This window comes from Bradyrhizobium sp. USDA 4369 (assembly GCF_054056435.1).
Map to the genome: position 1 here is coordinate 736,294 of NZ_JBSRYH010000001.1, position 21,865 is coordinate 758,158.

A 21,865-nucleotide genomic window follows, 5' to 3' on the forward strand; every position below is an offset into this window, starting at 1 on the left:
CGGCGCAAACGCATTGGGGTGACGGGCCGCCCGGCCGCCACCCCGAATTCACTCCAGATCGATCGGCTGATAGACACCCGTTTTGTCGAGCTGGGTGCCCCAGACCTTGTGCAGAGCCTGGTGATCGCCGCGGCTCAGATTGAGCGAGGCGCCGAGCCCCATGTCGAGATTCCGCGTACTCTCCAGCGTCTCCACCAGGCGTTCGGTGTCGAGCTGCGGTCCGCAGCGCTTCAGCGCGTCGATCAGCAGATTGGCCGCGATGTAGCCTTCGAGCGAGATGTAGTCCGGCACCTCGCCGGGCGCCACCTGTGCCAGCGCGGTCTTGAATTCGAGCACGGTGCTCGAATAGCCGGAGACGGCCGGCACGGCCTGCGTAACGATGACGTTCTCGGTGAAGCGCGGCCCCAGCAGCATCAATTCCTGCGCCAGCGCCGTGGCGCCGACGATCGACATGTTGGTGTAGATCATGCCGGGAAAGAGGTCGCGCGTCTTCTCGATGAATTTCGCCGCCGGGCGCGTGGTGCCGACCATCACGATCGCCTTGATCGGCACCCTCTGCTGCTTCAACTGGGCGACCGCCTCGTCCATGTCGATGGAGTTGCGGGTATAGACCAGCCGCAGGATCGCTGAGTCGTTGAGACCGGCGGCACGATAGGCCTTGGCGACACCGGCGAAGCCCTGCTCGCCCAGATCGTCATTCTGGCCAAACACGGCGATCTGGTTCGGCCTGATCTTGCGCATCTTCAGGAGATAGCGCACCGCGGCGTCGGCCTCCTCGACGAAGCTCGGCCGGTAGTTGAAGACATAACGGTCCGGCGGATCGTGCCGCACCACGCTGCCGCCGGTGAACGGCGCGAAGAACAGCACCTTGCGTTCGAGCGCGAATGGCACGGCGACCGCCGCGGTCGGCGTGCCGAGATTGCCGAGAAAGCCGAACACCTGCTCCTTGTCCCAGAGCAGCTTCATCGCATCCAAGGTCCGCGTCGGTTCGAAACCATCGTCGGCGGCAATCAGCTTGAGCGTCCGTCCATGGACGCCGCCGCCGGCATTGGCCCGCGCGAACGCCACCTCGATACCGCGCTTGTAGCTCTGCCCGTTCTCCTTGGCGCTTCCCGTGTAGGGGATCACCATTCCGAAGCGGACTTCCTGATCGGTCACGCCGCGCACCTGGCCAGCAACGACCGGCCTTGAAGCACCGGCTGCATTGCCGGCGACAGGCGCGGCCGCAGGCGCCGGCGGGGCGCCGACGCTTCCTTCGAGATCGGCGAGCTGGCGCTCGACCAGCCTGCAATCCGCCCGTCCGCGATTCACCGCGGTCCGGCCATCGGCGATGTTCTTCTCGAACTCGCGGGCCAGTTCATTGCGATCGTTCGGGTTCGCCGAGGCCTCGCGGATCGCCTGCTGAAATTTGCCGAGCATCACTTGAACGCGGCGTGTCGAGATGCTCGTGCAGGCCTGGGCAGAACCGAGGATCGGGCCGACACGGCCGGCCAGCTCGCGGACCACGTTCACACTGTCGGCCGCGACGGCCCCACTCGCATGTCCGGCGATGATGACGGCGGACAGCACCGCCGATCGAAACGAATGCCGCGTGATGCACGAGGCGAAAGACAGATATTGCATCTGATAGACCGAGACCTCCGTTGCTGTCCGCCGCGCGTCTCGCATAGACCGAACGCAAGGATGAGGCCAACCGGGATGACCATCGATTGCGGTAATTCGGATATCGTCATGACGATTGGGAATGCCGGAAACATCAGGAAAAATCTTGCCGGCCGGACCCGACAGCCGGGGCCGGTCAATTCTTCCTGCAGCCGCTTGGATCGCGCGAAAGCTCTTGTTTTCCCGTATCCCGCAGCGTTGATGTCCGAATGCCGCCGATTGCAACTTGCGTCCGTGTCTGGGGCGAAGACGCGGCATTGCCGGCATCTACGACCGCTTTGAGTTCAGATGAGGGCAAGCGCGACGCAATGATGCCGCAGCTGGGTTGGCCCGGATCGATCGTGTCAGCACCAGAACTAACACTTCGGGTTTCAACGGCAGCTGCGGCCTGATCTCGAGTTGAAGACGGCGTGCCTTTGGCGAACCGCCTGACCAGCGACCGGCCCTGGATATCAACTAGCCTGACGGACTGAGCACGATGGTCTTGTCCTTCGGCCAGCGCACCCGCCACGCAAATGAGATGTCCTTGGTCTCGCCGGGCTTGGCATCGACGATCCATTCGGTCACCCCGCGCCGGTCGCGAACGTTGAGCGATGTCGGCGGCGTCGTCGAGGGCAGCATCTCGACCGCGATCTCCTCATTCTCGCTGACCGGCAGCTGATCCTGGATCGCGACCTTCACCGGGAAATCATGCGCGTTGCGAATCGTGGTCTTGAAGGCGCGCTCATCGGTCTTCCCGGTCGTCACGAGCAGGCCTGCGGTGCCTTCATTGCGCTTGATCACGCTACGCTCGATCTTGACCTTGTCGTCGGCGCCGAAGCCGACGCGAACCGGCTCGTCCTTGCCGGCATTGGCCATCTTCGAGGTGCCGACGAACATGCCGTCACGATAGATCGAGACCTTGCCCGGCAGCAGCGGCGCATCCTCGCTCTGCGGAAAGCTCGCTTCGAGATAGGCGGTGGGATCGGCGATGGGCGCCGAACGGATGATCAAATCGGGTGTGATCGTCGCGGTGGAGATGCGCAGGCTCTTGGCGCCCTCATTCGCACCGACAGTGACGCGGCCGGGAAGACGGAAGACGGTCTGGAACGCGCTGATCTCGGCGATCGTCTCCTGCTCGAGGGCCTTGTCAGCGACGTCGCCAAAGCTGGTCCCTCCGCTGAACCGGAATTCCTGCCGAATCTCCGGGAGTCCGCGTGCTGCGCTGGGGGCCGCCGGCCTGGGCGGCGGCGGTGGATATTGCGCGATCACCGTTTTGAGTTCGGGCGCACTGCCGCCGCGGCCGGTGCGGACCGTGGAGACTGAGAGCGCCACATCGGACCAATCCTCGCCGGTGAACTGAAGGATCTCAGCGCGCCGCACCAGCTCGAGCGCGGGTTTACGGTCCTTTGCCGACGTCTCGAGACGCGCGTCGTAGAGCGGCACCCAATGGGCGTTGCGGACCGTGTAGGTCACGCGCAAGACAGCCTTGGTCGCGGCCGCGGCCGAGAGCTCGATCTGAACCTCCAGCTTGCTTGGCGGCTTGTCCGCACGATCCGCCTGCAGCCGCGCGATCTCGCGGTCAATGTCGCGCTGCTTGCGCTCGGCGTCGCGGATCGCGGCATCGGCCTGGCCGACCTCTTCGCCGACCGCGGCAAAGGCGTTGCGCCACTCCGCGACCGGGCGCGCCTCGCCCTTCTCGCCGAGACCGGCGGGCGACGCCTCGGCGAACCGCTCGGCAAACTTCTTCCGCGCAAGGGCGGCAGCAATGGCGCCGTCAAGATTGGCGCGCTCGTCCTTCAAGCTCTCGATGCGTTTGTCGATCTCCGGCAAATTAACCGGCGAAGCCGCGCGCGGCGGCTTGGCATCGACGGTGCCGATGACGAGCTTCGTTCCGGCCTCGCCCTCGACGCGCAGCGAGGACGCATCGAGCCCGAGCGGAAAATCCCTGGCGATCGCCGTCGTCTCACCGGCGGGAAGGTCGAGCGCGATGACCCGCGTGACGCTGGCACCATCGGGATAGACGGTGACGGCATCAACGGTCGAGGTCACATCGCGGTTGGCAGCATGGCCGGGCGCAGCACTCAGCGCTGCGCCGAGAACGAGCCCCGTGGCCGTCAGGCCCCTGTGTCGCATGATCATCACTTTCTCCGCAGCCCAGCGCCCAGGAAGCCGGATCAGCCGGCCCTTCATCGGGCTTTTAGACGTGGGGAAAGTGAAGCGGGTTCAATTGAGGTCCGGCGAAGACGATCGTTCGAATGCCGTCGAGAATCAAAAGAGGCAGTACGGTGATCAGGCCGTACTGCCTCTTTCAGGCGGGACATAACCGCGTGGCGCGATCAGAACGTCAGCGCCTTGGCCTGCTTGACCTGCGGCAGCGCCTGGATCTTCGCGAGCAGCTCCGCCGGCACGGCGCCGTCGATCTCGACCAGCGCGATGGCATCGCTCCCCGCCGCGACACGGCCGAGATGGAAGGTCGCGATATTGATCTTGGCGTCGCCCAAGAGGCTGGCGAACTTGCCGATGAATCCCGGCTTGTCCTCGTTGGTGACGTAGATCATCGACTTGCCGAACTCGGCGTCGACGCGGATGCCCTTGATGTCCACGAGGCGCGGCTTGCCATCCGCATAGACCGTGCCGGACACCGCGCGCTCCTGCTGCTCAGTCGTCACCGCGACCGTGATCAGGCTCTCATAGTCGCTCTCGCCGGCGCGCAGCACCTCATCGACGATCATGCCGCGCTCCTTGGCGATGACCGGCGCCGACACCACGTTGACCTCACCCAGCATCGGCCGCAGCAGGCCTGCCAGCACCGCCGAGGTCAGCGCCTTGGTCTTCATCTCCGCGACCTGGCCCTCATAGGTGATCTGGATCTTGGTGATGCTGCTCTCGGTGAGCTGGCCGGCGAACGAGCCGAGCTTCTCGGCGAGCGCGATGAACGGCTTCAGCTTCGGCGCTTCCTCCGCGGTGATCGAGGGGAAGTTGATCGCATTCGAGATCGCGCCGGTCAGCAGATAGTCGGACATCTGCTCGGCGATCTGCAGCGCGACGTTCTCCTGCGCTTCCGTGGTCGAGGCGCCGAGATGCGGCGTGCAGATGACGGAGGGATGGCCGAACAACGGATTGCTGGTGGCGGGCTCCTCGGCGAACACATCGAGGGCGGCGCCCGCGACATGCTTGCTGTTGAGCGCCGCGAGCAGCGCCTGCTCGTCGATCAGGCCGCCGCGCGCGCAATTGATGATACGCACGCCCTGCTTCATCTTGGCGATCGCGACGGCGTCGATGATGTTGCGGGTCTTGTCGGTCAGCGGCGTGTGCAAGGTGATGAAGTCGGCGCGCTTCAAGAGCTCGTCGAGCTCCACCTTCTCGACGCCGAGATCGCGCGCACGCTCCTCGGTCAGGAACGGATCGAAGCCGATCACCTTCATGCGCAGGCCCTGGGCACGGTCGCAGACGATCGAGCCGATATTGCCGCAGCCGATCACGCCCAGCGTCTTGCCGGTGATCTCGACGCCCATGAAGCGGTTCTTCTCCCACTTGCCGGCCTGCGTCGAGGCGTCGGCCTGCGGGATCTCGCGGGCCAGCGACAGCATCATGGTGATCGCATGCTCGGCGGTGGTGATCGAATTGCCGAACGGCGTGTTCATCACGATGATGCCCTTGGCGGTCGCCGCGGGAATCTCGACATTGTCGACGCCGATGCCGGCGCGGCCGATCACCTTGAGCCGCTTGGCGCGCTCGATGATCTTGGCCGTCGCCTTGGTGGCCGAGCGGATGGCAAGGCCGTCATAATCGCCGATGATGTCGGCGAGCTTATCCTTGTCCTTGCCGAGATTGGGCTGGAAGTCGACCTCGACGCCGCGATCTTTGAAGATCTGCACGGCGGCCGGGGACAGAGCATCGGAGATGAGAACCTTGGGCTTTGACATGACGATGGTCCTTCACGCCTTCCATCGAGGAGGGCGGCGCAGCGCGCCGGGATGAGGGGAAAGCTCGTGGGGTGGGCAAAACAAAGCGTGCCCACCGCTCTCTCGCGTCGGAAGCATATGGGTTGGGCACAGCGCGTTGCGCTTAGCTCAACTCTCGCAACTTATTTCGTCATTGCGAGGAGCACTTGCGACGAAGCAATCCAGGCTTTCTTCGTGGCCCCTGGATTGCTTCGTCGCGCTCGCAATGGCGGCGTCGCGCGAACCTCAGGCGGCCTTCGGCAGCGCGGCCTTAGCTTCCGCGAACGCCCAGTCGATCCACTGCGTCAGCAGCGCGACGTCGCTGGCTTCCACGGTCGCGCCGCACCAGATGCGCAGGCCGGCCGGCGCATCGCGGTAATGCGCGAAATCGAAGCCGGCGTTCTCCTTCTCGACCAGCGACACCAGCTTCTTGGCAAACTCGGCCTGGGCATCGGCCGACAGCGCCGTGATGGCGGGATCGACCACCTTCAAGCACACCGAGGTGTTGGAGCGGATCGCCGGATCCTGGGCGAGGAAATCGATCCAGGGCGTGCGCGCCTTCCAGTCCGCCAGCACCTTGGTGTTGGCGTCGGCGCGCGCGATCAGCGCCTTGAGGCCGCCGATCGACTTGCCCCAGTTGAGCGCATCCAGATAGTCCTCGACGCACAGCATCGACGGCGTGTTGATGGTCTCGCCCTCGAAGATGCCGGCATTGAGCTTGCCGCCTTTGGTGAGGCGGAAGATCTTCGGCAGCGGCCAGGCCGGCTTGTAGGTCTCGAGCCGCTCGACTGCGCGCGGCGAGAGGATGAGCATGCCATGCGCGGCCTCGCCGCCGAGCGCCTTCTGCCAGGAGAAGGTGACGACGTCGAGCTTCGGCCAATCCAGGGCTTGCGCGAAGGCGGCCGAGGTGGCGTCGCAGATCGTCAGGCCTTCACGGCTCGCGCTGATCCAGTCGGCATTCGGCACGCGCACGCCGGAGGTCGTGCCGTTCCAGGTGAAGACGATGTCGGTGGCCGGATCGACCTTCGACAGATCCGGAATCTCACCATAGCCGGCATGCAGCTTGGTGACGTCCTTGAGCTTCAGCTCCTTGACGATGTCGCTGACCCAGCCCTCGCCGAACGATTCCCAGGCGATGGTCGTGACGGGCCGCGCGCCGAGCAGCGACCACAGCGCCATCTCGACCGCGCCGGTGTCGGACGCCGGCACGATGCCGATCTTGTAGTCGGCCGGCACTTCGAGGACCTCACGAGTCAGCTCGATGGCCTGCTTGAGCTTGGCTTTGCCGATCTTCGCGCGATGCGAACGGCCGAGCGGGGCGTCCTTGAGATTTTCGGCGGTCCATCCGGGGCGCTTGGCGCAGGGGCCGGAGGAGAAGTGCGGCACGGCAGGCCGCTGCGAAGGCTTCGCTGCAGTCATCGTCTATCCTTCCAGATAGTAAGCCTCCCGTTGGGGGGAGGTGTCCCGCTGGCGTGATTAAGGGAACGGCCGTTCCGCGTCAAGGAACTTCGCGAGTTCTTGGTCGTGCGTTCACGCAGACGTGGCTGGCATGCAGACAACCTCACTCCGGCGCCGCGCCGACGGGCGCCTGCCCGCTGGGTGGCCGGTGCAGGAAGGTCATCGAGGCGTAGGCGCCGATCCACGAGCCGATGGCCGCAAAGCCGACATAGATCCAGTTCTCGGTGTAGCTGATCACAGCGAATGACGAGAGCATGTACCAGATCGAGCTCCATGTCGCGGCCGAGAGGCGCCGCCGCGCAACGACCGCCGAGGTGAACATGACATAGACTGCGTCGGTGGCCGCAGTCGCCAGCACGACGCCGAGCGCCGTGATTGGATTGATCGCCGACATCTCTGCTTCATCCTCCCCGCTGCCGTGCCGCACAATGCGACGACGTTGTCTCCTCGGGCGATCCATGCAGAATGACGCGAAGCTGCACGCGCCCACACAACAAGAAGGATACAGATATGGAACGCGTCCGTCTCGGCAGGAGCTCGCTCGACGTCACCCGCCTCGGCCTCGGCACGGCGCCGCTCGGCGGCCTGTTCGAGCCGGTCAGCGACAGCGATGCCGAAGCCACCATCGCAACCGCCTGGTCGCATGGAGTCCGTTTCTTCGACACCGCCCCGCTCTATGGTTTCGGCCTCGCCGAGCAGCGGCTCGGTGCGTTCCTCCGCAAGCAGCCGCGCGACAGCTATGTGCTCTCGACCAAGGTGGGACGGCTGCTGCGACCCGATGTGGGCGCACCGCGCGAGGATCCGCACTACAAGGGCACCCCGCCGCTGAGACCACGGTTCGATTACTCCTATGATGGCGTGATGCGTTCCGTGGAAGAGAGCCTGGTCCGGCTCGGCCTCGACCGGATCGATATTCTGCTCGTGCATGATCCTGACGATCATTACGACGAGGCGGTTGCCGGCGCGTTCCGGGCGCTGCAGCGCCTGCGCGACGACGGCAGCATCAAGGCAATCGGCGCCGGCATGAACCAATCCGAGATGCTGGCGCGCTTCGCGGACGCCGCGCCGGTGGACTGCTTCCTGCTCGCCGGCCGCTACACGCTGCTCGATCAGGGCGCGCTGATGACGCTGTTTCCGATCTGCGTGAGGAAGAACATCGCCATCCTGCTCGGCGGCATCTACAACAGCGGCATCCTGGCGAACCCTCATGGCCAGGCGAAGTTCAACTATGAGGATGCCGATGCCAGCCTGGTGGCCCGCGCGCGCGCGCTCGATGCCTTGTGCAAACAGCATGGCATCGCGCTGAAGGCGGCTGCGATCCAGTTCTGCCTCGCCCATCCTGCGGTCACCATCGGCCTGCAGGGGGCTCGCACGGCGCAGGAGGCGGCCGACAATATCGCGATGGCCCATGCCCCGATCCCTGCGGCGTTCTGGCACGCGCTGCGTGCCAGCCAGCTGATCGATGCGCATGCACCGCTACCGGGAGAGGCACGATGAGCCGCACCATCGACGCGCATCAGCATTTCTGGGATCCCGGCCGCGCCGACTATCCGTGGATGGCGGGCGACGCGCTGGCGCCGATCCGTCGCCCATTCGGCCCCGCGGATCTCGCCCCGCTGCTCGCTGAAAACGGTCTCGACGCCTCCATCCTGGTGCAGACCAGGTCATCGCTCGACGAGACCGAGGAGTTCCTGCGCATCGCGCAGGAGACGCCGTTCGTTGCCGGTGTCGTCGGCTGGGTCGACCTGACCGATCAGCAGCTCGACGCCACGATCGACCGGCTGCGCCGCCTGCCCGGCGGCGACAGGCTGGTCGGCATCCGCCATCAGGTTCATGACGAAGCCGATCCGGCATGGATCTATCGCGGCGATGTCAGGCGCGGCCTCGAGCGGGTCTTCGCTCACGACCTGACCTACGATCTCCTGGTACGCACGCGCGAGCTGCCGGCCGCGATCGCGACGGCGCGCGCCTTTCCGCAGGCGCGCTTTGTGCTGGACCACGCCGCCAAACCGCCGATTGCGAACGGGTTCGATCAGAATTGGGCCGATCGCATCGCGGAGCTCGCGGCCTGCGGCAACGTCTGGTGCAAGATCTCCGGGCTGGCGACGGAGGCGATCTGGCGCGATTGGAACGCCGAGCGGCTTTCGCCCTATGTGGCGCATGTGGCGCGCTGCTTCGGCCCCGACAAACTGATCTTCGGCTCGGACTGGCCGGTCTGTCTGCTCGCCGGCCACTATGGCGCCATCAAGCAGGCGCTGGAGCACTGCCTGACGCAGCTCGGCTCCGATATCCGCGACAAGGCGTTCGGCCCCAACACGATCGCTGCCTACCGGCTGCTGGCCTGATCGATCTCAGAACCGCATCACCATGCCGAAATGGCTCTTGGCGAAGCCAAGCCGCTCGTAGAAGCGCTGAGCATCTGTGCGGCTCTGATGCGTCATCAGCTCGACCAAGTTGCAGCCCCGGCTGCGCGCCTCGTCGATCGCCCATTGCAGAAGCAGTTCGCCAATGCCGCGGCTGCGCCGGTCCGCCGCGACGCGGACATCCTCGACCAGCGCGCGCGATGCGCCCTGCGAACTCAGGCCAGGAAGGATGCAGAGCTGCAGGCAGCCGACCACCCTGCCCGCGTCCTCGGCCACCATCAGACTGATATTGGCATCGCCCGAGATCGCCTCGAACGCCGCATGATATGACGCGGGCAACGGATCCTCGACGCGCTCCCGTGCCCGGCCGAGGTGATCGTCGGCGAGCATGGCAACGATGGCGCTGACGTCGTCGCGCCGCGCAGCTCGAATGGTGATCGCCATGCGCCCTGTCATCTCCCCCCTGTCATCTCCATATCGCTCAGCCGGCCGGCCTCAGACCGAGCGCCTGCTCGGCGTCGCCGATCCAGCGCCTGACCGCATCATGGCCCGACAAATCGAAACCGCCCTCATGCGCCACCCGCGTATAGGCCAGCAGCGCGATATCGGCCAAGGTCAGGGTTTCACCGACGAGAAAGCGCGAACGCACGAGCTGCCGCTGCAGGTGATCGAGCGCCGCATAACCGCGCTTGACCTTCTCCGGATCGAGCTCGGAGGCCGGCTTGCCGAGATAGACCATGTGGAAGCGGCAGGTCGCAACGTAAGGCTCGTGGCTGTACTGCTCCCAGAACAGCCACTCGTCCATCCGTCCCTGCGCATAGGCGTCCGACGGAATGAGCCGACTGCCGCGGGCGAGAAAGCGGATGATCGCGTTCGACTGCGCCAGTGGACGGCCGTCATCCAGCACGATTGTGGGGACCTGGCCCCACGGGTTCAGCGCCAGGAAGTCCGGGGTGCGGCTCCCGCCCGTCATGATATCGACGTCGACCCAGTCATAGGGCAGCGCCAGATGATCGCACACCCATTTGACCTTCAGACAATTGCCCGATTTGAGATCGCCCAGGATCCGCATTCCATCCTCCGTTGCCGTCGGATGGAGAGCATCAGGCGCAGCCGGCACTGTCAATCGCCCGGCGATCCGCAGGGCGAAGCAGCCCCCTAGAATTTGTAGCCGACGCCGGCGCGGAACGAGTTGAGCGTCACGGCCGTATCCTTCACCGTCATGAACTTGACGTATTCCCACTCGCCGCGCGCAAAGAGCCCGCCCCACATCATGTATTCAAATCCGAGACCGCCGGTCCAGCCGCCGACAAAACTGTTGGTGCGGCTCTCGCCATAGGTCCTGGAAACGCTTGGCAGATACGACGGCCCGGTCTGCGAAATGATCGCCCCGGTCGTCTGATTAACAAACGTGTCCGTCAGATACACGTTCGTGGTCGCCACTCTCGACGTCTCCATCCGGCCAACAGCCAAGCCGCCAAAGACGTACGGCAGGAAGTTGTCAGCAGCCCAGCCGACCCTGCCGCGCAGTGTCACCACGTCCTTGATCTGCAGCGCAGCCGCGGCCTGGACCGAAGTACTGTAGGTCCGCGTCTCGTTGGCCGCCACCGTCTCGCCCGACGGATTGACGATATTGAGCGCCATCGAGCTTCCGGCGGAGCTCACCATCCGGTTCATGTAGTTGTAGTTGACCTCAATGCCCCAGACCGTGTCTTCCCACTGGAAATTGCGGCCGACATAGACGCCAAAGCTTGATCCCTGGACATGGTTCTTGTTGAGGACCGACCATGTCGACGTTGGCGTCTGCAGAACACTGTTGCGGAAAATGAAATTTGTCAGCGACGCCGCGCTGCGGCTGAAATCCATGTCCGACGTTCCGTAGCCGAATTGGCCACCGACATAGTACCCGTCCCAATTGGCGCGTGCGCCGTTGAGCCCTTCGGTCAAGCCACCGCGCAGGACCGGGAGATCCGGCATGTCGGCCGCCTGCGCAGCCGAGACCATGCCAAACACCGAGACCGCCATCACCAGGCTACGCATCGCAACGCTCCAAATCAGCCACTTAACTCTGGAGCGATCATCGCGCGTTAACCTTAATCATTGGTTGCCGCGGTGCGCAGACTGACAATTCTTTTACCAAACCTGCCCCGCGTCTCGGAAAAAGCAAAACGGCGCGGGAGGCCCGCGCCGTCAAACCAACTCATTAAGTAGCGTGTCTCTCAGCCCTTGCGGATCAGGGGCATCATCGGCGGAGGCGGCGGCGGCGGATTGTCGAAATTCCAGCGCAGGCCGAGCTTCAGATCGTGCGACGTGATGTCCTTGAACTTGAAGATGTTGCCGGTGGTCTGTCCGTCATAGGTCGTCAGCACGCCGGTTCGTCCCTCGCCCATATCGACATAGCTGTACGCCAGTTCGAGCACCAGGTTCGGGTTGACATTGTAGGCAAGGCCCGCATGTGCGGCCCAGGCGAGATTCCACTTCGAGGAGGTCGGCGCGCTGGCGAAGCTGGGCGCGTTCGTGAAGCTGTTGATGCCCGTGTCCGTGAAGTTCGCGATCGTGACCCGCGCACCGCCGACGCCCGCGCCGACGAACGGCGTGATGCACCACCAGGTCCCGAGATCGACATAGGCATTGGCGAGCACAAGCCATTCGGACTTGCTGGCGCTGTAATTGTCGATGCCGCTGTAGGGCACGCCGTTCGCAGTGGCGTTAAAGCGATCGGTGCCCTTGAAGTTCGAATTGCCGCGATACTGGCCGGTGATGTCGGCACGGAACCAGTTGTTGAAGCGATAGCCGACGCCGACGCCATAGATGCCGGCGGCGTCAAACGCGGAGGTCTGATTGAACGACGTCATCGGCGTATAGGCCGACTCGCGCGTGTAATGAACGTCCTTGACCTTCTGATTGCTGAAGCCGATGTCGCCGCGCAGGTACCAGCCGCCAAAGTCCGCCGCCGGTGGCGGCGCGTAGACCGGAGGAGGAGCAATCGGCATGTCGGCCGCAAAGGCCAAAGTGGAAAACAGAGAGGCCGCTCCTGCGGCGATCAAAGACTTAACGCTACGCATTGGCTTCGTCCCTTCGGCCGGTGAGGCCATCGGAAAGCGCGGCCCCACATCAAAACTGACCTTCGTACAATCGCATCAAATGCTTAAGCAGCGCTTAACCCTAATAATTAAGGTTGATGCTTCGTGATCGAACTGCAGCCATTCATCGTCCGTCAACGCATCCTAACAAATCGTTAGCGACGCTTCGCGTCAGGCTTGCGGCGCGTCAACTAATTAGTTGTCGCCGGCGAACCGATCGGAACCCCAAGTGGACGGAGCCGCGCCCTATGGACGAAGCGACCACGGCGCAATGGAACGAAGCCGACCACACGCCTGCTCCTCGCATGCGCTTGCCCTGCCGGTTGGGCGAGCCACGAGCCGATCACGAGCTCGGCCATGGACGAATACAAAGAATACACAAAGGCCTGCCACCCGATCGGGATGGCAGGCCTCGATACCAATCTGGCTGCGGCTGATCAGGCTGCGGCTGCGGCGTTGCCGACGGCGGTGACGATATCGTCGACCACCTCCTCGACCAGATCACGATCGTCGCCCTCGCCCATCACGCGGATCACGGGCTCAGTTCCGGAGGAGCGCACCAGCAGGCGGCCATGGCCGTTGAGGCGCTTCTGCCCGGTGTCGATGGCCGATTTCACTGCGTCGGCGTCGAGCGGCTTGCCGCTGCGATAGCGCACGTTCTTCAGGATCTGCGGCAGCGGGTCGAACTTGTGGCAGACCTCGGAGACCGGACGGCGCAGCCGCTGCACGGTCGCAAGCACCTGCAGCGCGGCGACGAAGCCGTCGCCCGTCGTCGCATAGTCCGACAGGATGATGTGGCCGGACTGCTCGCCGCCGAGATTGTAGCCGTCGGCCAGCATACGCTCGAGCACGTAGCGGTCGCCGACCGGGGTGCGCACCAGCTCGAGCCCCTGCCCCTGCAGGAAGCGCTCCAGGCCGAGATTGGACATCACGGTCGCGACGATGCCGGGCCGAGCCAAGCGGCCGTCTTCCTTCCAGCTCTGCGCGATGACGGCGAGCAGCTGATCGCCGTCGACGATATGGCCGCGCTCGTCGACCAGGATGACGCGATCGGCGTCACCGTCGAGCGCGATGCCGATGTCGGCGCGCATTTCACGGACCTTCCGACAAAGAGCCTCCGGCGAGGTCGAGCCGCATTCCTTGTTGATGTTGAAGCCGTCCGGCTCCACGCCGATCGAGATCACGTCGGCACCGAGCTCCCACAGCGCCTCGGGCACCACCTTGTAGGCGGCGCCGTTGGCGCAATCGACGACCACGCGCAGGCCGTCGAGCGAGAGGTCGCGCGGCAAAGTGCGCTTGGCGAATTCGATGTAGCGGTCATGCACGCCATCGATGCGGCGGGCGCGGCCGAGGCTCGCGCTCTGCGCCAGCTTCTTGTCGAGCGACTCGTCGAGCAGCTGCTCGATCTGCTTCTCGACGTCATCGGACAACTTGAAACCCTGCGGGCCGAACAGCTTGATGCCGTTGTCCTCGAACAGATTGTGCGAGGCCGAAATCATGACGCCGAGATCGGCGCGCATCGACTTGGTCAGCATCGCCACGGCCGGGGTCGGCATCGGACCAACCAGCAGCACGTCCATGCCCACCGAGGTGAAGCCGGCGACCATCGCATATTCGATCATGTAGCCGGACAGGCGCGTGTCCTTGCCGATCACGACCCGATGGCGGTGCTCGCCGCGCTGGAACAGAAGACCCGCGGCCTGTCCGACCTTGAGCGCGAGTTCCGGCGTGATCAGGCCGTTGGCGCGGCCACGAATCCCATCGGTCCCGAAATAGTTACGGCTCATACGACCCCCAGCAACAGCTCTCGATAGTCCGGGCCGACCGCGCCGAATCACCGCATCCGGCCGCCCGTTTAGTCCGCGGGTTATAGTCGCCTTAAAGCTAAGATGGCTTCAAAAAATGTGATGAATCATTACCACGAAACCGCCATCACGTCCATAAGACCTTGTTAAGACTAATTTTTCCCTGATGCCGCGACGGCATGGGACGGCGCCTTGACGGCGGCGGCCCGCACTGCGGCAGCTCGCTGGGGGTGTTCATCTGCCATACAACATCCAGAGGTTTTCTGGTCGGGCGCAGTTGCGGTGGATCGCCCACGCCGGATTTGGCAGCCGCCGCAAAGATGCTAGAGGACTGGCAAGCTGAGCAAGACCGTCGGTGGGGAGCCGAAGACCGCGATGAAACACATTACCTGTATCGAAGACCTGCGTCTGCTACACAAGCGCCGCGTTCCCAAAGCCTTCTTCGACTATGCCGATCGCGGCTCCTATGCCGAGGAGACGCTGCGCGCCAACCGCGACGATCTGCAGAAGATCAAGTTCCGCCAGCGCATCCTGGTCGACGTCTCCAAGCGCGATCTGTCGACGACGATCCTCGGCGAGCCCTCGTCGATGCCGCTGATCCTCGCTCCGGTCGGCCTGCTCGGCATGCAACATGGCGACGGCGAAATCCACGCCTGCCGCGCCGCGCAGGCCGCCGGCATTCCCTTCACCCAGAGCACGATGTCGATCTGCTCGATCGAGGACATCGCCGGCAGCGTCGAGAAGCCGTTCTGGTTCCAGCTCTACGTCATGAAGGACCGCGGCTTCATCAAGGCGCTGGTCGAGCGCGCCATCGCCGCCAAGTGCACTGCCTTGTGCCTGACGGTCGACCTGCAGGTGATCGGCCAGCGCCACCAGGACATCAAGAATGGCATGAGCGTGCCGCCGGAATGGTCGCTGTCCAAGCTGTTCGACTTCGCCACCAAGCCGGCCTGGGTGCAGGGCGTGCTGCAGGGCAAGCGCCGCACCTTCGGCAACATCGCCGGCCACGTGAAGAACACCGAGGATCTCACCAAGCTCTCAGCCTGGACCGCCTCGCAGTTCGACACCTCGCTGAACTGGAAGGACGTCGACTGGATCCGCTCGATCTGGCCGGGCAAGCTGATCATCAAGGGCATTCATGACATCGAGGACGCCAAGCTCGCCGCCGCGACCGGCGCACAGGCGATGGTCGTGTCGAACCATGGCGGGCGCCAGCTCGACGGCGCACCGTCGTCGATCCACGTGCTGCCGGGCATTGCGGACGCGGTCGGCGACAAGATCGAGATCATGTTCGATGGCGGCATCCGCTCGGGCCAGGACGTGATGCGCGCGCTCGCGCTCGGCGCCAAGTCCTGCATGATCGGCCGCGCCTATGCCCACGGGCTCGGCGCCGGCGGCCAGGCCGGCGTCGCCAAGGCGATCGACATCATCCGCAACGAGTTGCTGACCACGATGGGCCTGTGCGGCGTCAACACGGTGGCCGAGATCGACCGCAAGGTGCTGGCGAACTAGACGGCCGATTCCAAAGTCTGTGTCCTGTTGACAGGGACATTGAGACCCCCGCTGTCATCGTCCGCGAAAGCGAAAGCGGACGATCCAGTACGCCGTGACGGTTCGGCTCGATATCTTCTGCCGCGGAATACTGGATGCTCTGCCTTCACGGAGCATGACAGCGTCGCTCGTCCGCATGGATCATTCGTCAGGATGCGGCGTAGACTCAGATGAGCCGGGTCACATCGGCGGCGTCAGGCCGTCGCGGCCGACGCTGACGCGACTGGTCTCGAAGGAGCCGTCGGGCAGTTGCTTGATCGTGGCCATCACCTTGGCACCGGCCTTCAGCTCGGACTTGTCGCCGGGCACGAAGGTGACGATCGGGGTCTCGGGCGCGATGTCGATGCGCTTCTCGCCGCCCTTGTATTTGACCAGCAGCGTATGGCCGTCGGTCGACACCGAGCTTTCGGACACTGTGGCGTTGGTCATGCTCGAATTCGGCTTCAGGTCCCACGACCGCGAGCCTTCGCCGGTGCCGCGCATCTCCTCCGGGAAGATGTGAATCTCGACCGCCTTCGGCGCGCCGTCCGGCCCCGGCACGGTCGTGGCGCCGATGAACGAGCCGGGCTTGATGTCGGCGAGGTCGGCCTTGACGACGCCGGACACACGCAGATCGCCCGCCATGCGCAGCTTGAAGATCTCGCCGCTGCGCGCTTTGACCGTCATCGTTTCCGCGTCCACGCTTTCGATGGCGCCGCGGACGCGCGTCGGCACCGGGGCCTGCTGCGCGATGGCGAGCATGGAGGTGGTTGCGACCATGGCAAATGCAACAGCGGGGCGGATCAGGGCGAAACGGAAGGACATGCAGGGCGCTCCAGGGGGCTGTCTGGCTAGGCCTCTCATGCGGGGCCGCACACGATCCCGCTCGAGAATACGTGGAATGAGACGCTTGTCGGCGGCGCATATTCCATTCTCAAGTCATTGTGAGAATGACTGCCCCACCGACCAAGCCTTCGCAGACGCCCCTCAACGCGGGCAGACGCTCAGCGCGGCTGCCCCGGCAGCAGCTCCGGCCGGTACTCGAAATGCATCGTGTCGTAGTGATACCACCGGCCGCCCCAGATGAATCCGTGCCGCTCGAAGATCTCGACGATCTGCTGCGGGAAACGATTCTTGTAGGGAATGGACGCGGACGACCTGGCGTTCCACAGCCAGTAGTCGGAATAATCCAGGTTCAGATCGATCGCCGCCGCATAGCCGTGCATGCTCATCCGGCCCGTATCGGCCACCGGACGGCAGGACAGAACGCCCGCGATCGGAAAGGCGGCGCGCTTGATCCTGGGGTCGAGATCGTCGATCTCCCTGGAAATCTCCTTCAGCCGCTCGGCAATGCCATTGATGCGCGTCACCTTGACCGTCTTGCCAAAACTCTTCGGCAGCCAGCTGATCGAGACGAGATGCCCGGCCACGCCGCCTGCGCTGCAGTCGCCATACATCTTCTTGAAGAAGGCCTCGTTCCTGAAACGCCCGGGATCGGCGTTGACGGCGGGCGTGGCCGGCGCGCCGAGTGGATAGGACAGGCTGAGCTGATCGAGGATGGTCGCGTTGCGGAGCTTGTCGGCGAAGGGGCGCTGCGGATCGAGCTTGCCGACCGGCATGCGCGTGCCGTCGCGCCAGATGATGACCTCGTCGTCATGTCCGGCCAGCGCTTGCGGATAGGCCTGCACGAGCCGGTCCAGCATGCTGCCGATCGTTTCGCAGCGCACGGCCGACGCGGACAGCCACTGCAGGCAGACGCCGATCGCCAAGAGACAGAGAGCAGCGGGACGGGTCACGGCCGCCTGCTCATCTGATCAATCAGCTTGACGTTGGCCTCCTCGACCCCGGTCAGGGTCGGATTCCAGGTCGACGGCATATACCAGGCGAAGCGGCCGAAATAGGCCTTGAGGTCCGGCGCATCGAAGAAGCGCCCGCGCCGGGCAAAGATTTCGTTCTTGGCCAGCCGCAGCTCGGCCTTGGACAGCCGCGCCAGTTCGGCCGCGGTCAACAGGCGGCGGTCGGAGTCGGGAAAGATGAATCCGCTCGTCCCGCCATTTTCGGCGCGATCGAGAAAATCGACATTGGCGGCCTCGACCGGGCTCAAGATCGGATCCCAGGTGCGCGGCACGTACCAGGGGAACCTGCTGAAATAGGCCGTCAGCTCGGGCGAGGAGAAATAGCGTCCGCGCCGCGCGAAGATTTCATTGCGGGCAATGCGAAGCTCGTCCTTCGTGCGTCCCTGCAGGTCGGCGACGGACAGCAAGCGCTGGTCTGAGTCCGGGAATACGAACTCGGCCGATCGAGGCGCGCTTGGCAAGGCCGGCGCCTGTGCTGATGGCGGTGAGACGGCTGCAGGGACTGGTGCAGCAGCCGGCTGCCCGTCCGCGGGCCCTGCGAAGTAGAAGGAGCCATCGATCGGGGACGAAGCGACCCACGGCTGCTGCGCGCTGGCCGTGGCCTTCTTCACGGAGAGGCCGACCTGGTTGAAGGCCTGCAGCACGTCCAGCCCTGGCCGCTGCACCGCATCGACCAGCGCGCGCGTGTACGGGCTGTGTCCATCATCGCCATCGAGCGCCACATTGCCGGGCTGCGTCGCATAGGACAGAATCGTGCCTTCGGGCGCGCGGATCTGCGCCAAGCCGCCATCGCTCGATCGCAGGCCGCGTCCGCCGAACGGATTGTTACGGCAAGCATCGAGGATGACGATGTTCAGCTTGGTGCCGGCCGCTTCCATCTGGCGCAGGACGAGGCCGACATCGACCATCATGAAATCGACATCGGCTTCGCGCGCGGGATTGGCGCTGATCGGCACAAGGTAGTTGGTGCCGCGCACCTGAATGCCGTGGCCCGCGTAGTAGAACACGGCGACCTCGGCACCGAGCAGTTGCTTGCTGAAGGTCTGGATCACCTGGTCGAAACGCGGCTTGTCGAGATCGAGCTGTGCGGCTCCGCCGACCAGGGTGAAGCCCAGGCGTTGGAAGGTCTCGGCGACGAGGCGCGCATCATTGGCCGGATTGGCAAGCTTGCCGACACTTTGATAGTCCGAATTGCCGACCACCAGAGCGATACGGCTCGCGGCCCTGCAGGGCGCCACGCCGAGCAACACCAAGACCAAAATACCGATCGCCAATCGCCGCATCATCCGTCCTCAAAATCCGGACGTCGTTCTAGCTCGCCGGATCGACCAAATCGACCGTGGCATTGCGGCGATATTGCATCGCGGGCCGCTATCGACAGCCGGGAGACCGCTATCTGTTGCGGAGATCGGCCTCGACGAGCGCGCGCAGTTCAGGCGTCACCTGGGGACGCTCGCCGAACCACAATTCGAAGCCGCGCACGGCCTGATGCAGCAGCATGCCGAGCCCGTCCGCCGTGCGCAGTCCGCGCGCGCGGGCGGCCGCGAGCAACTGCGTCTCCAACGGCACATAGACGATGTCGACCACGACGGCCTGCTCCGGCAACAGGCCGATCTCGATCGCGAGCGGCGGCTGGCCATGCATCCCGAGCGAGGTCGTGTTGACGAGCAGCCCGGCCTGCGGCAGCAGCGCGCTGACCTGCTCCCAGCCGCCGGCGACGACGCGGGGGCCGAACTGATCGGCCAGCGCCTGCGCGCGCGCGGCGGTGCGATTGATGACGTGAACACGGCCGATGCCGCGCTCGAGCAGGCCGAACACGACGGCCCGGGCGGAGCCGCCGGAGCCGAGCACCAGCGCCACATCGGTGCGGTCCCAGCCAGGCGCCGCGGCATCGAGATTGCCGACGAAGCCTTCGACATCGGTGTTGGTCGCACGCAAGATCCCGTGCTCGTACCACAGCGTGTTGGCCGCGCCGACCGCGCGGGCACGGGAGTCCGGCTCGGTCAGCTCCAGCACCCGCTCCTTGTGCGGGATCGTGACATTGGCGCCGACAAAGCCGCGGCTGTGGAGATGCATCACGAAGTCAGCCAGCTCTTCCGGCGGCACGGCCTCGATCGTGTAGCCGCCGGCGATGCCGAGCTTGTGCAGCCAATGATGATGGATCAGCGGCGAGCGCGAATGCGCGGCAGGCCACCCGATCAGGCACGCGGCGCGAGGTTTGGCAGCGAGGGTCATGGCGCTGACATCGGACAAGCTCCGGCCGGAGTCAATGCTCGCCGGCCGAGCCCGCCGGCCAAGTCGCGCCGGCCAGGTCGCGCTGGCCAAGTCGCGCTGGTGACAATTGCCCGAGACCGCGTCGGTCAGCTTGCCGCCAGCCCGTCGGCGATCTCCTCGCCCGCCGTCTCCCGGCCCTTGATATCGGCCACGGCGCGCTCGATGGTCTCGCGGTAGCGCACCAGCGGCGGCCGCACGCCGTGGGTCAGCAAGGCCCGGCGCACCGTCGGCGAGGCCCCGGTGATGAACAGCCGGATGCCCTGGCGCTTGGCCTTGGCGGCGACCCTGCTCATGGCATTGGCCGCGGTCGAATCCAGGAATGGCACCGCGGCGAAATCGACCACGAAGGCCTTGCGCCGGTCGGCAATGGAGTCGAGCACGGTGCCGACCGTCGAGGCCGCGCCGAAGAAGAACGCGCCGGTGATGCGATAGACCAGCACATCCTTGTCTGCGCTGAGCTTGGAATCATACCGCACACGCGCGCCATCCTCGAAATCGGCGCGGTCCTGCGCGACCAGCGGCGTGCCGTCCTCGACCCCCGTCATCTGCGCCATGCGGTTGATGAACAGCACGGCGCCGAGCGCGAAGCCGACCAGGATGCCTTCGGTAAGGTCGCGAAAGATCGTCAGCCCGAAGGTGGCGAGCAGCACCGTGGCATCGCCCCAGGACGAGCGGATCAGGGTCAGGAATTCGTGCTTCTCGGCCATGTTCCAGGCCACCACGACCAGCACGGCGGCGAGCGCCGACAGCGGGATGTAGCTCGCCAAGGGGGCGGCGATCAGCATGAACACGAGCAGGAACAGCGAATGCAGCATGCCCGACACCGGCCCGCGCGCGCCGGCGCGGACATTGGTCGCGGTGCGCGCGATGGTGCCGGTGACGCAGATGCCGCCGAACAGCGCCGATCCGATATTGGCGAAACCCTGCGCCACCAGCTCGCAATTGGAGCGATGGCGCCGGCCGGTCATGCCGTCGGCGACGACGGCCGACAGCAGCGACTCGATCGCCCCGAGCAGCGTGAAGGCGATCGCATCGGGAAACACCGCCTGAATCTTGGCCAGCGAAAATGCCGGCAGCGCCGGCGCCGGCAGCTCGCGCGGAATGCCGCCGAAGCGCGTGCCGATGGTCTCCACTGGCAGCTGCAGCGCAAAGGTGATGATGGCGGCGATGACGACCGCGATGAGGATGCCGGGCCAGGTCGGCCGCAGCTGCTTCAGCCAGACGATGATGACGATCGATATCACGGCGAGCGCAACCGCCGGAATGTTCGTGGTCGGCGCGCCATGCGCGAGCGCGACCAGCTTGGGGATCAGCTCGCCGGGCTCCTTGCCGGTCAGCGTGATGCCGAACAGATCCTTCAGCTGGCTGGCGAAGATGATGACCGCGATGCCCGCGGTGAAGCCGACCGTGACCGGATAGGGAATGAACTTGATGTAGGTGCCGAGCCGCAAATAGCCGGCGATCACCAGCATCACCCCGGACATCATGGTGGCGACCAGCAGGCCGTCGAGGCCCTGGCGGTCGACGGTCGCGGCGACCAGTACGATGAAGGCGCCGGCCGGGCCGCCGATCTGGAAGCGGCTGCCGCCGAGCAGCGAGATCAGAAAGCCGCCGATGACAGCCGTGTAGAGGCCACGGCCGGGCGAAACACCCGAGGCGATCGCGATCGCCATCGACAGCGGCAAAGCGACGATCGCGACCGTCAAGCCGGCCAGCGCATCGGCGCGCAGATCGGCCAAGCCATAGCCTTCGCGCAGGACCGTCAGAAGTTTCGGTGAATACAGCTCCGCGAAGGTCGGCTGATGATGTCCGACCGATCCCCGCGCCGATCCCTGCGCATTGCGCTCGCTTGCGATGCTCATGCCCATCACGCTCCCGTCGCGCCATCGGGGCGGACGACCACCGACG

Annotated in this window: 19 protein-coding genes; 4 read left to right on the forward strand and 15 right to left on the reverse strand. The window is 65.1% G+C overall.

From position 1 onward, the window contains the following. Nucleotides 1-48: 48 nt before the first annotated feature. The 5 genes from ACVIJ6_RS03440 to ACVIJ6_RS03460 all read right to left on the reverse strand — a co-directional run bounded on the left by ACVIJ6_RS03440 (nt 49) and on the right by ACVIJ6_RS03460 (nt 7,440). Complete coding sequence (locus ACVIJ6_RS03440) at nt 49-1,623, reverse strand: ABC transporter substrate-binding protein (protein ID WP_456771507.1); 1,575 nt, start codon at nt 1,621-1,623, stop codon at nt 49-51. 495 nt (nt 1,624-2,118) lie between these two features. Beyond that, nucleotides 2,119-3,777, reverse strand: a complete 1,659-nt coding sequence (locus ACVIJ6_RS03445; RefSeq protein WP_456776884.1) for a mucoidy inhibitor MuiA family protein — start codon at nt 3,775-3,777, stop codon at nt 2,119-2,121. A gap of 203 nt (nt 3,778-3,980) precedes the next feature. Next, nucleotides 3,981-5,570, reverse strand: coding sequence for a phosphoglycerate dehydrogenase (gene serA / locus ACVIJ6_RS03450; RefSeq protein WP_456771508.1), 1,590 nt, complete (start codon nt 5,568-5,570; stop codon nt 3,981-3,983). A gap of 264 nt (nt 5,571-5,834) precedes the next feature. Next, nucleotides 5,835-7,007: a phosphoserine transaminase gene (locus ACVIJ6_RS03455; protein WP_456771509.1), complete on the reverse strand. Its 1,173-nt coding sequence runs from the start codon at nt 7,005-7,007 to the stop codon at nt 5,835-5,837. Nucleotides 7,008-7,149: 142 nt separating this feature from the next. Continuing rightward, nucleotides 7,150-7,440 carry a hypothetical protein gene (locus ACVIJ6_RS03460; protein ID WP_012042057.1) on the reverse strand — a complete coding sequence of 97 codons (291 nt, stop codon included), beginning with the start codon at nt 7,438-7,440 and terminating at the stop codon, nt 7,150-7,152. Between the two features lie 116 nt (nt 7,441-7,556). Between ACVIJ6_RS03460 and ACVIJ6_RS03465 the strand changes: the two genes are divergently transcribed. Both ACVIJ6_RS03465 and ACVIJ6_RS03470 read left to right on the forward strand, forming a co-directional pair. Continuing rightward, nucleotides 7,557-8,543: an aldo/keto reductase gene (locus ACVIJ6_RS03465; protein WP_456771510.1), complete on the forward strand. Its 987-nt coding sequence runs from the start codon at nt 7,557-7,559 to the stop codon at nt 8,541-8,543. After that, nucleotides 8,540-9,391 carry an amidohydrolase family protein gene (locus ACVIJ6_RS03470; protein ID WP_456771511.1) on the forward strand — a complete coding sequence of 284 codons (852 nt, stop codon included), beginning with the start codon at nt 8,540-8,542 and terminating at the stop codon, nt 9,389-9,391. Before ACVIJ6_RS03465 ends, ACVIJ6_RS03470 begins: the two co-directional genes overlap by 4 nt. A 6-nt stretch (nt 9,392-9,397) precedes the next feature. Here the strand turns inward: ACVIJ6_RS03470 and ACVIJ6_RS03475 are convergent, their stop codons facing one another. The 4 genes from ACVIJ6_RS03475 to ACVIJ6_RS03490 form a co-directional block, all read right to left on the reverse strand. Beyond that, nucleotides 9,398-9,853: an N-acetyltransferase family protein gene (locus ACVIJ6_RS03475; protein ID WP_456771512.1), complete on the reverse strand. Its 456-nt coding sequence runs from the start codon at nt 9,851-9,853 to the stop codon at nt 9,398-9,400. A 37-nt stretch (nt 9,854-9,890) separates the two neighbouring features. Beyond that, nucleotides 9,891-10,481: a glutathione S-transferase family protein gene (locus ACVIJ6_RS03480; protein ID WP_456771513.1), complete on the reverse strand. Its 591-nt coding sequence runs from the start codon at nt 10,479-10,481 to the stop codon at nt 9,891-9,893. Nucleotides 10,482-10,567: 86 nt separating this feature from the next. Further along, on the reverse strand, nt 10,568-11,449 hold the full coding sequence (locus ACVIJ6_RS03485) for an outer membrane protein (protein WP_456771514.1): 882 nt from the start codon (nt 11,447-11,449) through the stop codon (nt 10,568-10,570). A gap of 179 nt (nt 11,450-11,628) precedes the next feature. Then, the gene (locus ACVIJ6_RS03490) at nt 11,629-12,474 is read right to left on the reverse strand and encodes an outer membrane protein (protein WP_456771515.1); all 846 of its coding nucleotides are present in this window, start codon (nt 12,472-12,474) and stop codon (nt 11,629-11,631) included. Here ACVIJ6_RS03490 and ACVIJ6_RS03495 point away from each other — a divergent pair. Further along, nucleotides 12,401-12,601 carry a hypothetical protein gene (locus ACVIJ6_RS03495; protein WP_456777177.1) on the forward strand — a complete coding sequence of 67 codons (201 nt, stop codon included), beginning with the start codon at nt 12,401-12,403 and terminating at the stop codon, nt 12,599-12,601. The two genes, ACVIJ6_RS03490 and ACVIJ6_RS03495, sit on opposite strands and share 74 nt — an antisense overlap. Nucleotides 12,602-12,929: 328 nt before the next feature. On the opposite strand, the gene glmM is transcribed toward ACVIJ6_RS03495, so the two are convergent. Further along, nucleotides 12,930-14,279: a phosphoglucosamine mutase gene (glmM, locus tag ACVIJ6_RS03500; RefSeq protein ID WP_012042050.1), complete on the reverse strand. Its 1,350-nt coding sequence runs from the start codon at nt 14,277-14,279 to the stop codon at nt 12,930-12,932. A 393-nt stretch (nt 14,280-14,672) separates the two neighbouring features. Here glmM and ACVIJ6_RS03505 point away from each other — a divergent pair, with 393 nt between their 5' ends. Next, nucleotides 14,673-15,809: an alpha-hydroxy acid oxidase gene (locus tag ACVIJ6_RS03505; protein WP_456771516.1), complete on the forward strand. Its 1,137-nt coding sequence runs from the start codon at nt 14,673-14,675 to the stop codon at nt 15,807-15,809. 219 nt (nt 15,810-16,028) lie between these two features. Here ACVIJ6_RS03505 and ACVIJ6_RS03510 read toward each other — a convergent pair whose 3' ends face one another. From ACVIJ6_RS03510 to ACVIJ6_RS03530, 5 genes are all read right to left on the reverse strand, one after another. Continuing rightward, nucleotides 16,029-16,589, reverse strand: coding sequence for a hypothetical protein (locus tag ACVIJ6_RS03510; protein WP_456776885.1), 561 nt, complete (start codon nt 16,587-16,589; stop codon nt 16,029-16,031). Nucleotides 16,590-16,831: 242 nt separating this feature from the next. Then, nucleotides 16,832-17,623, reverse strand: coding sequence for a M15 family metallopeptidase (locus ACVIJ6_RS03515; RefSeq protein ID WP_456771517.1), 792 nt, complete (start codon nt 17,621-17,623; stop codon nt 16,832-16,834). Next, on the reverse strand, nt 17,620-18,966 hold the full coding sequence (locus ACVIJ6_RS03520; protein WP_456771518.1) for a YARHG domain-containing protein: 1,347 nt from the start codon (nt 18,964-18,966) through the stop codon (nt 17,620-17,622). Before ACVIJ6_RS03520 ends, ACVIJ6_RS03515 begins: the two co-directional genes overlap by 4 nt. A gap of 109 nt (nt 18,967-19,075) precedes the next feature. Next, nucleotides 19,076-19,918, reverse strand: a complete 843-nt coding sequence (locus tag ACVIJ6_RS03525; protein ID WP_456771519.1) for a shikimate dehydrogenase — start codon at nt 19,916-19,918, stop codon at nt 19,076-19,078. Nucleotides 19,919-20,043: 125 nt separating this feature from the next. Next, nucleotides 20,044-21,819 (reverse strand): SulP family inorganic anion transporter, encoded by a 1,776-nt coding sequence (locus tag ACVIJ6_RS03530; protein WP_456771520.1) that lies wholly within the window; start codon nt 21,817-21,819, stop codon nt 20,044-20,046. Nucleotides 21,820-21,865 lie beyond the last annotated feature (46 nt).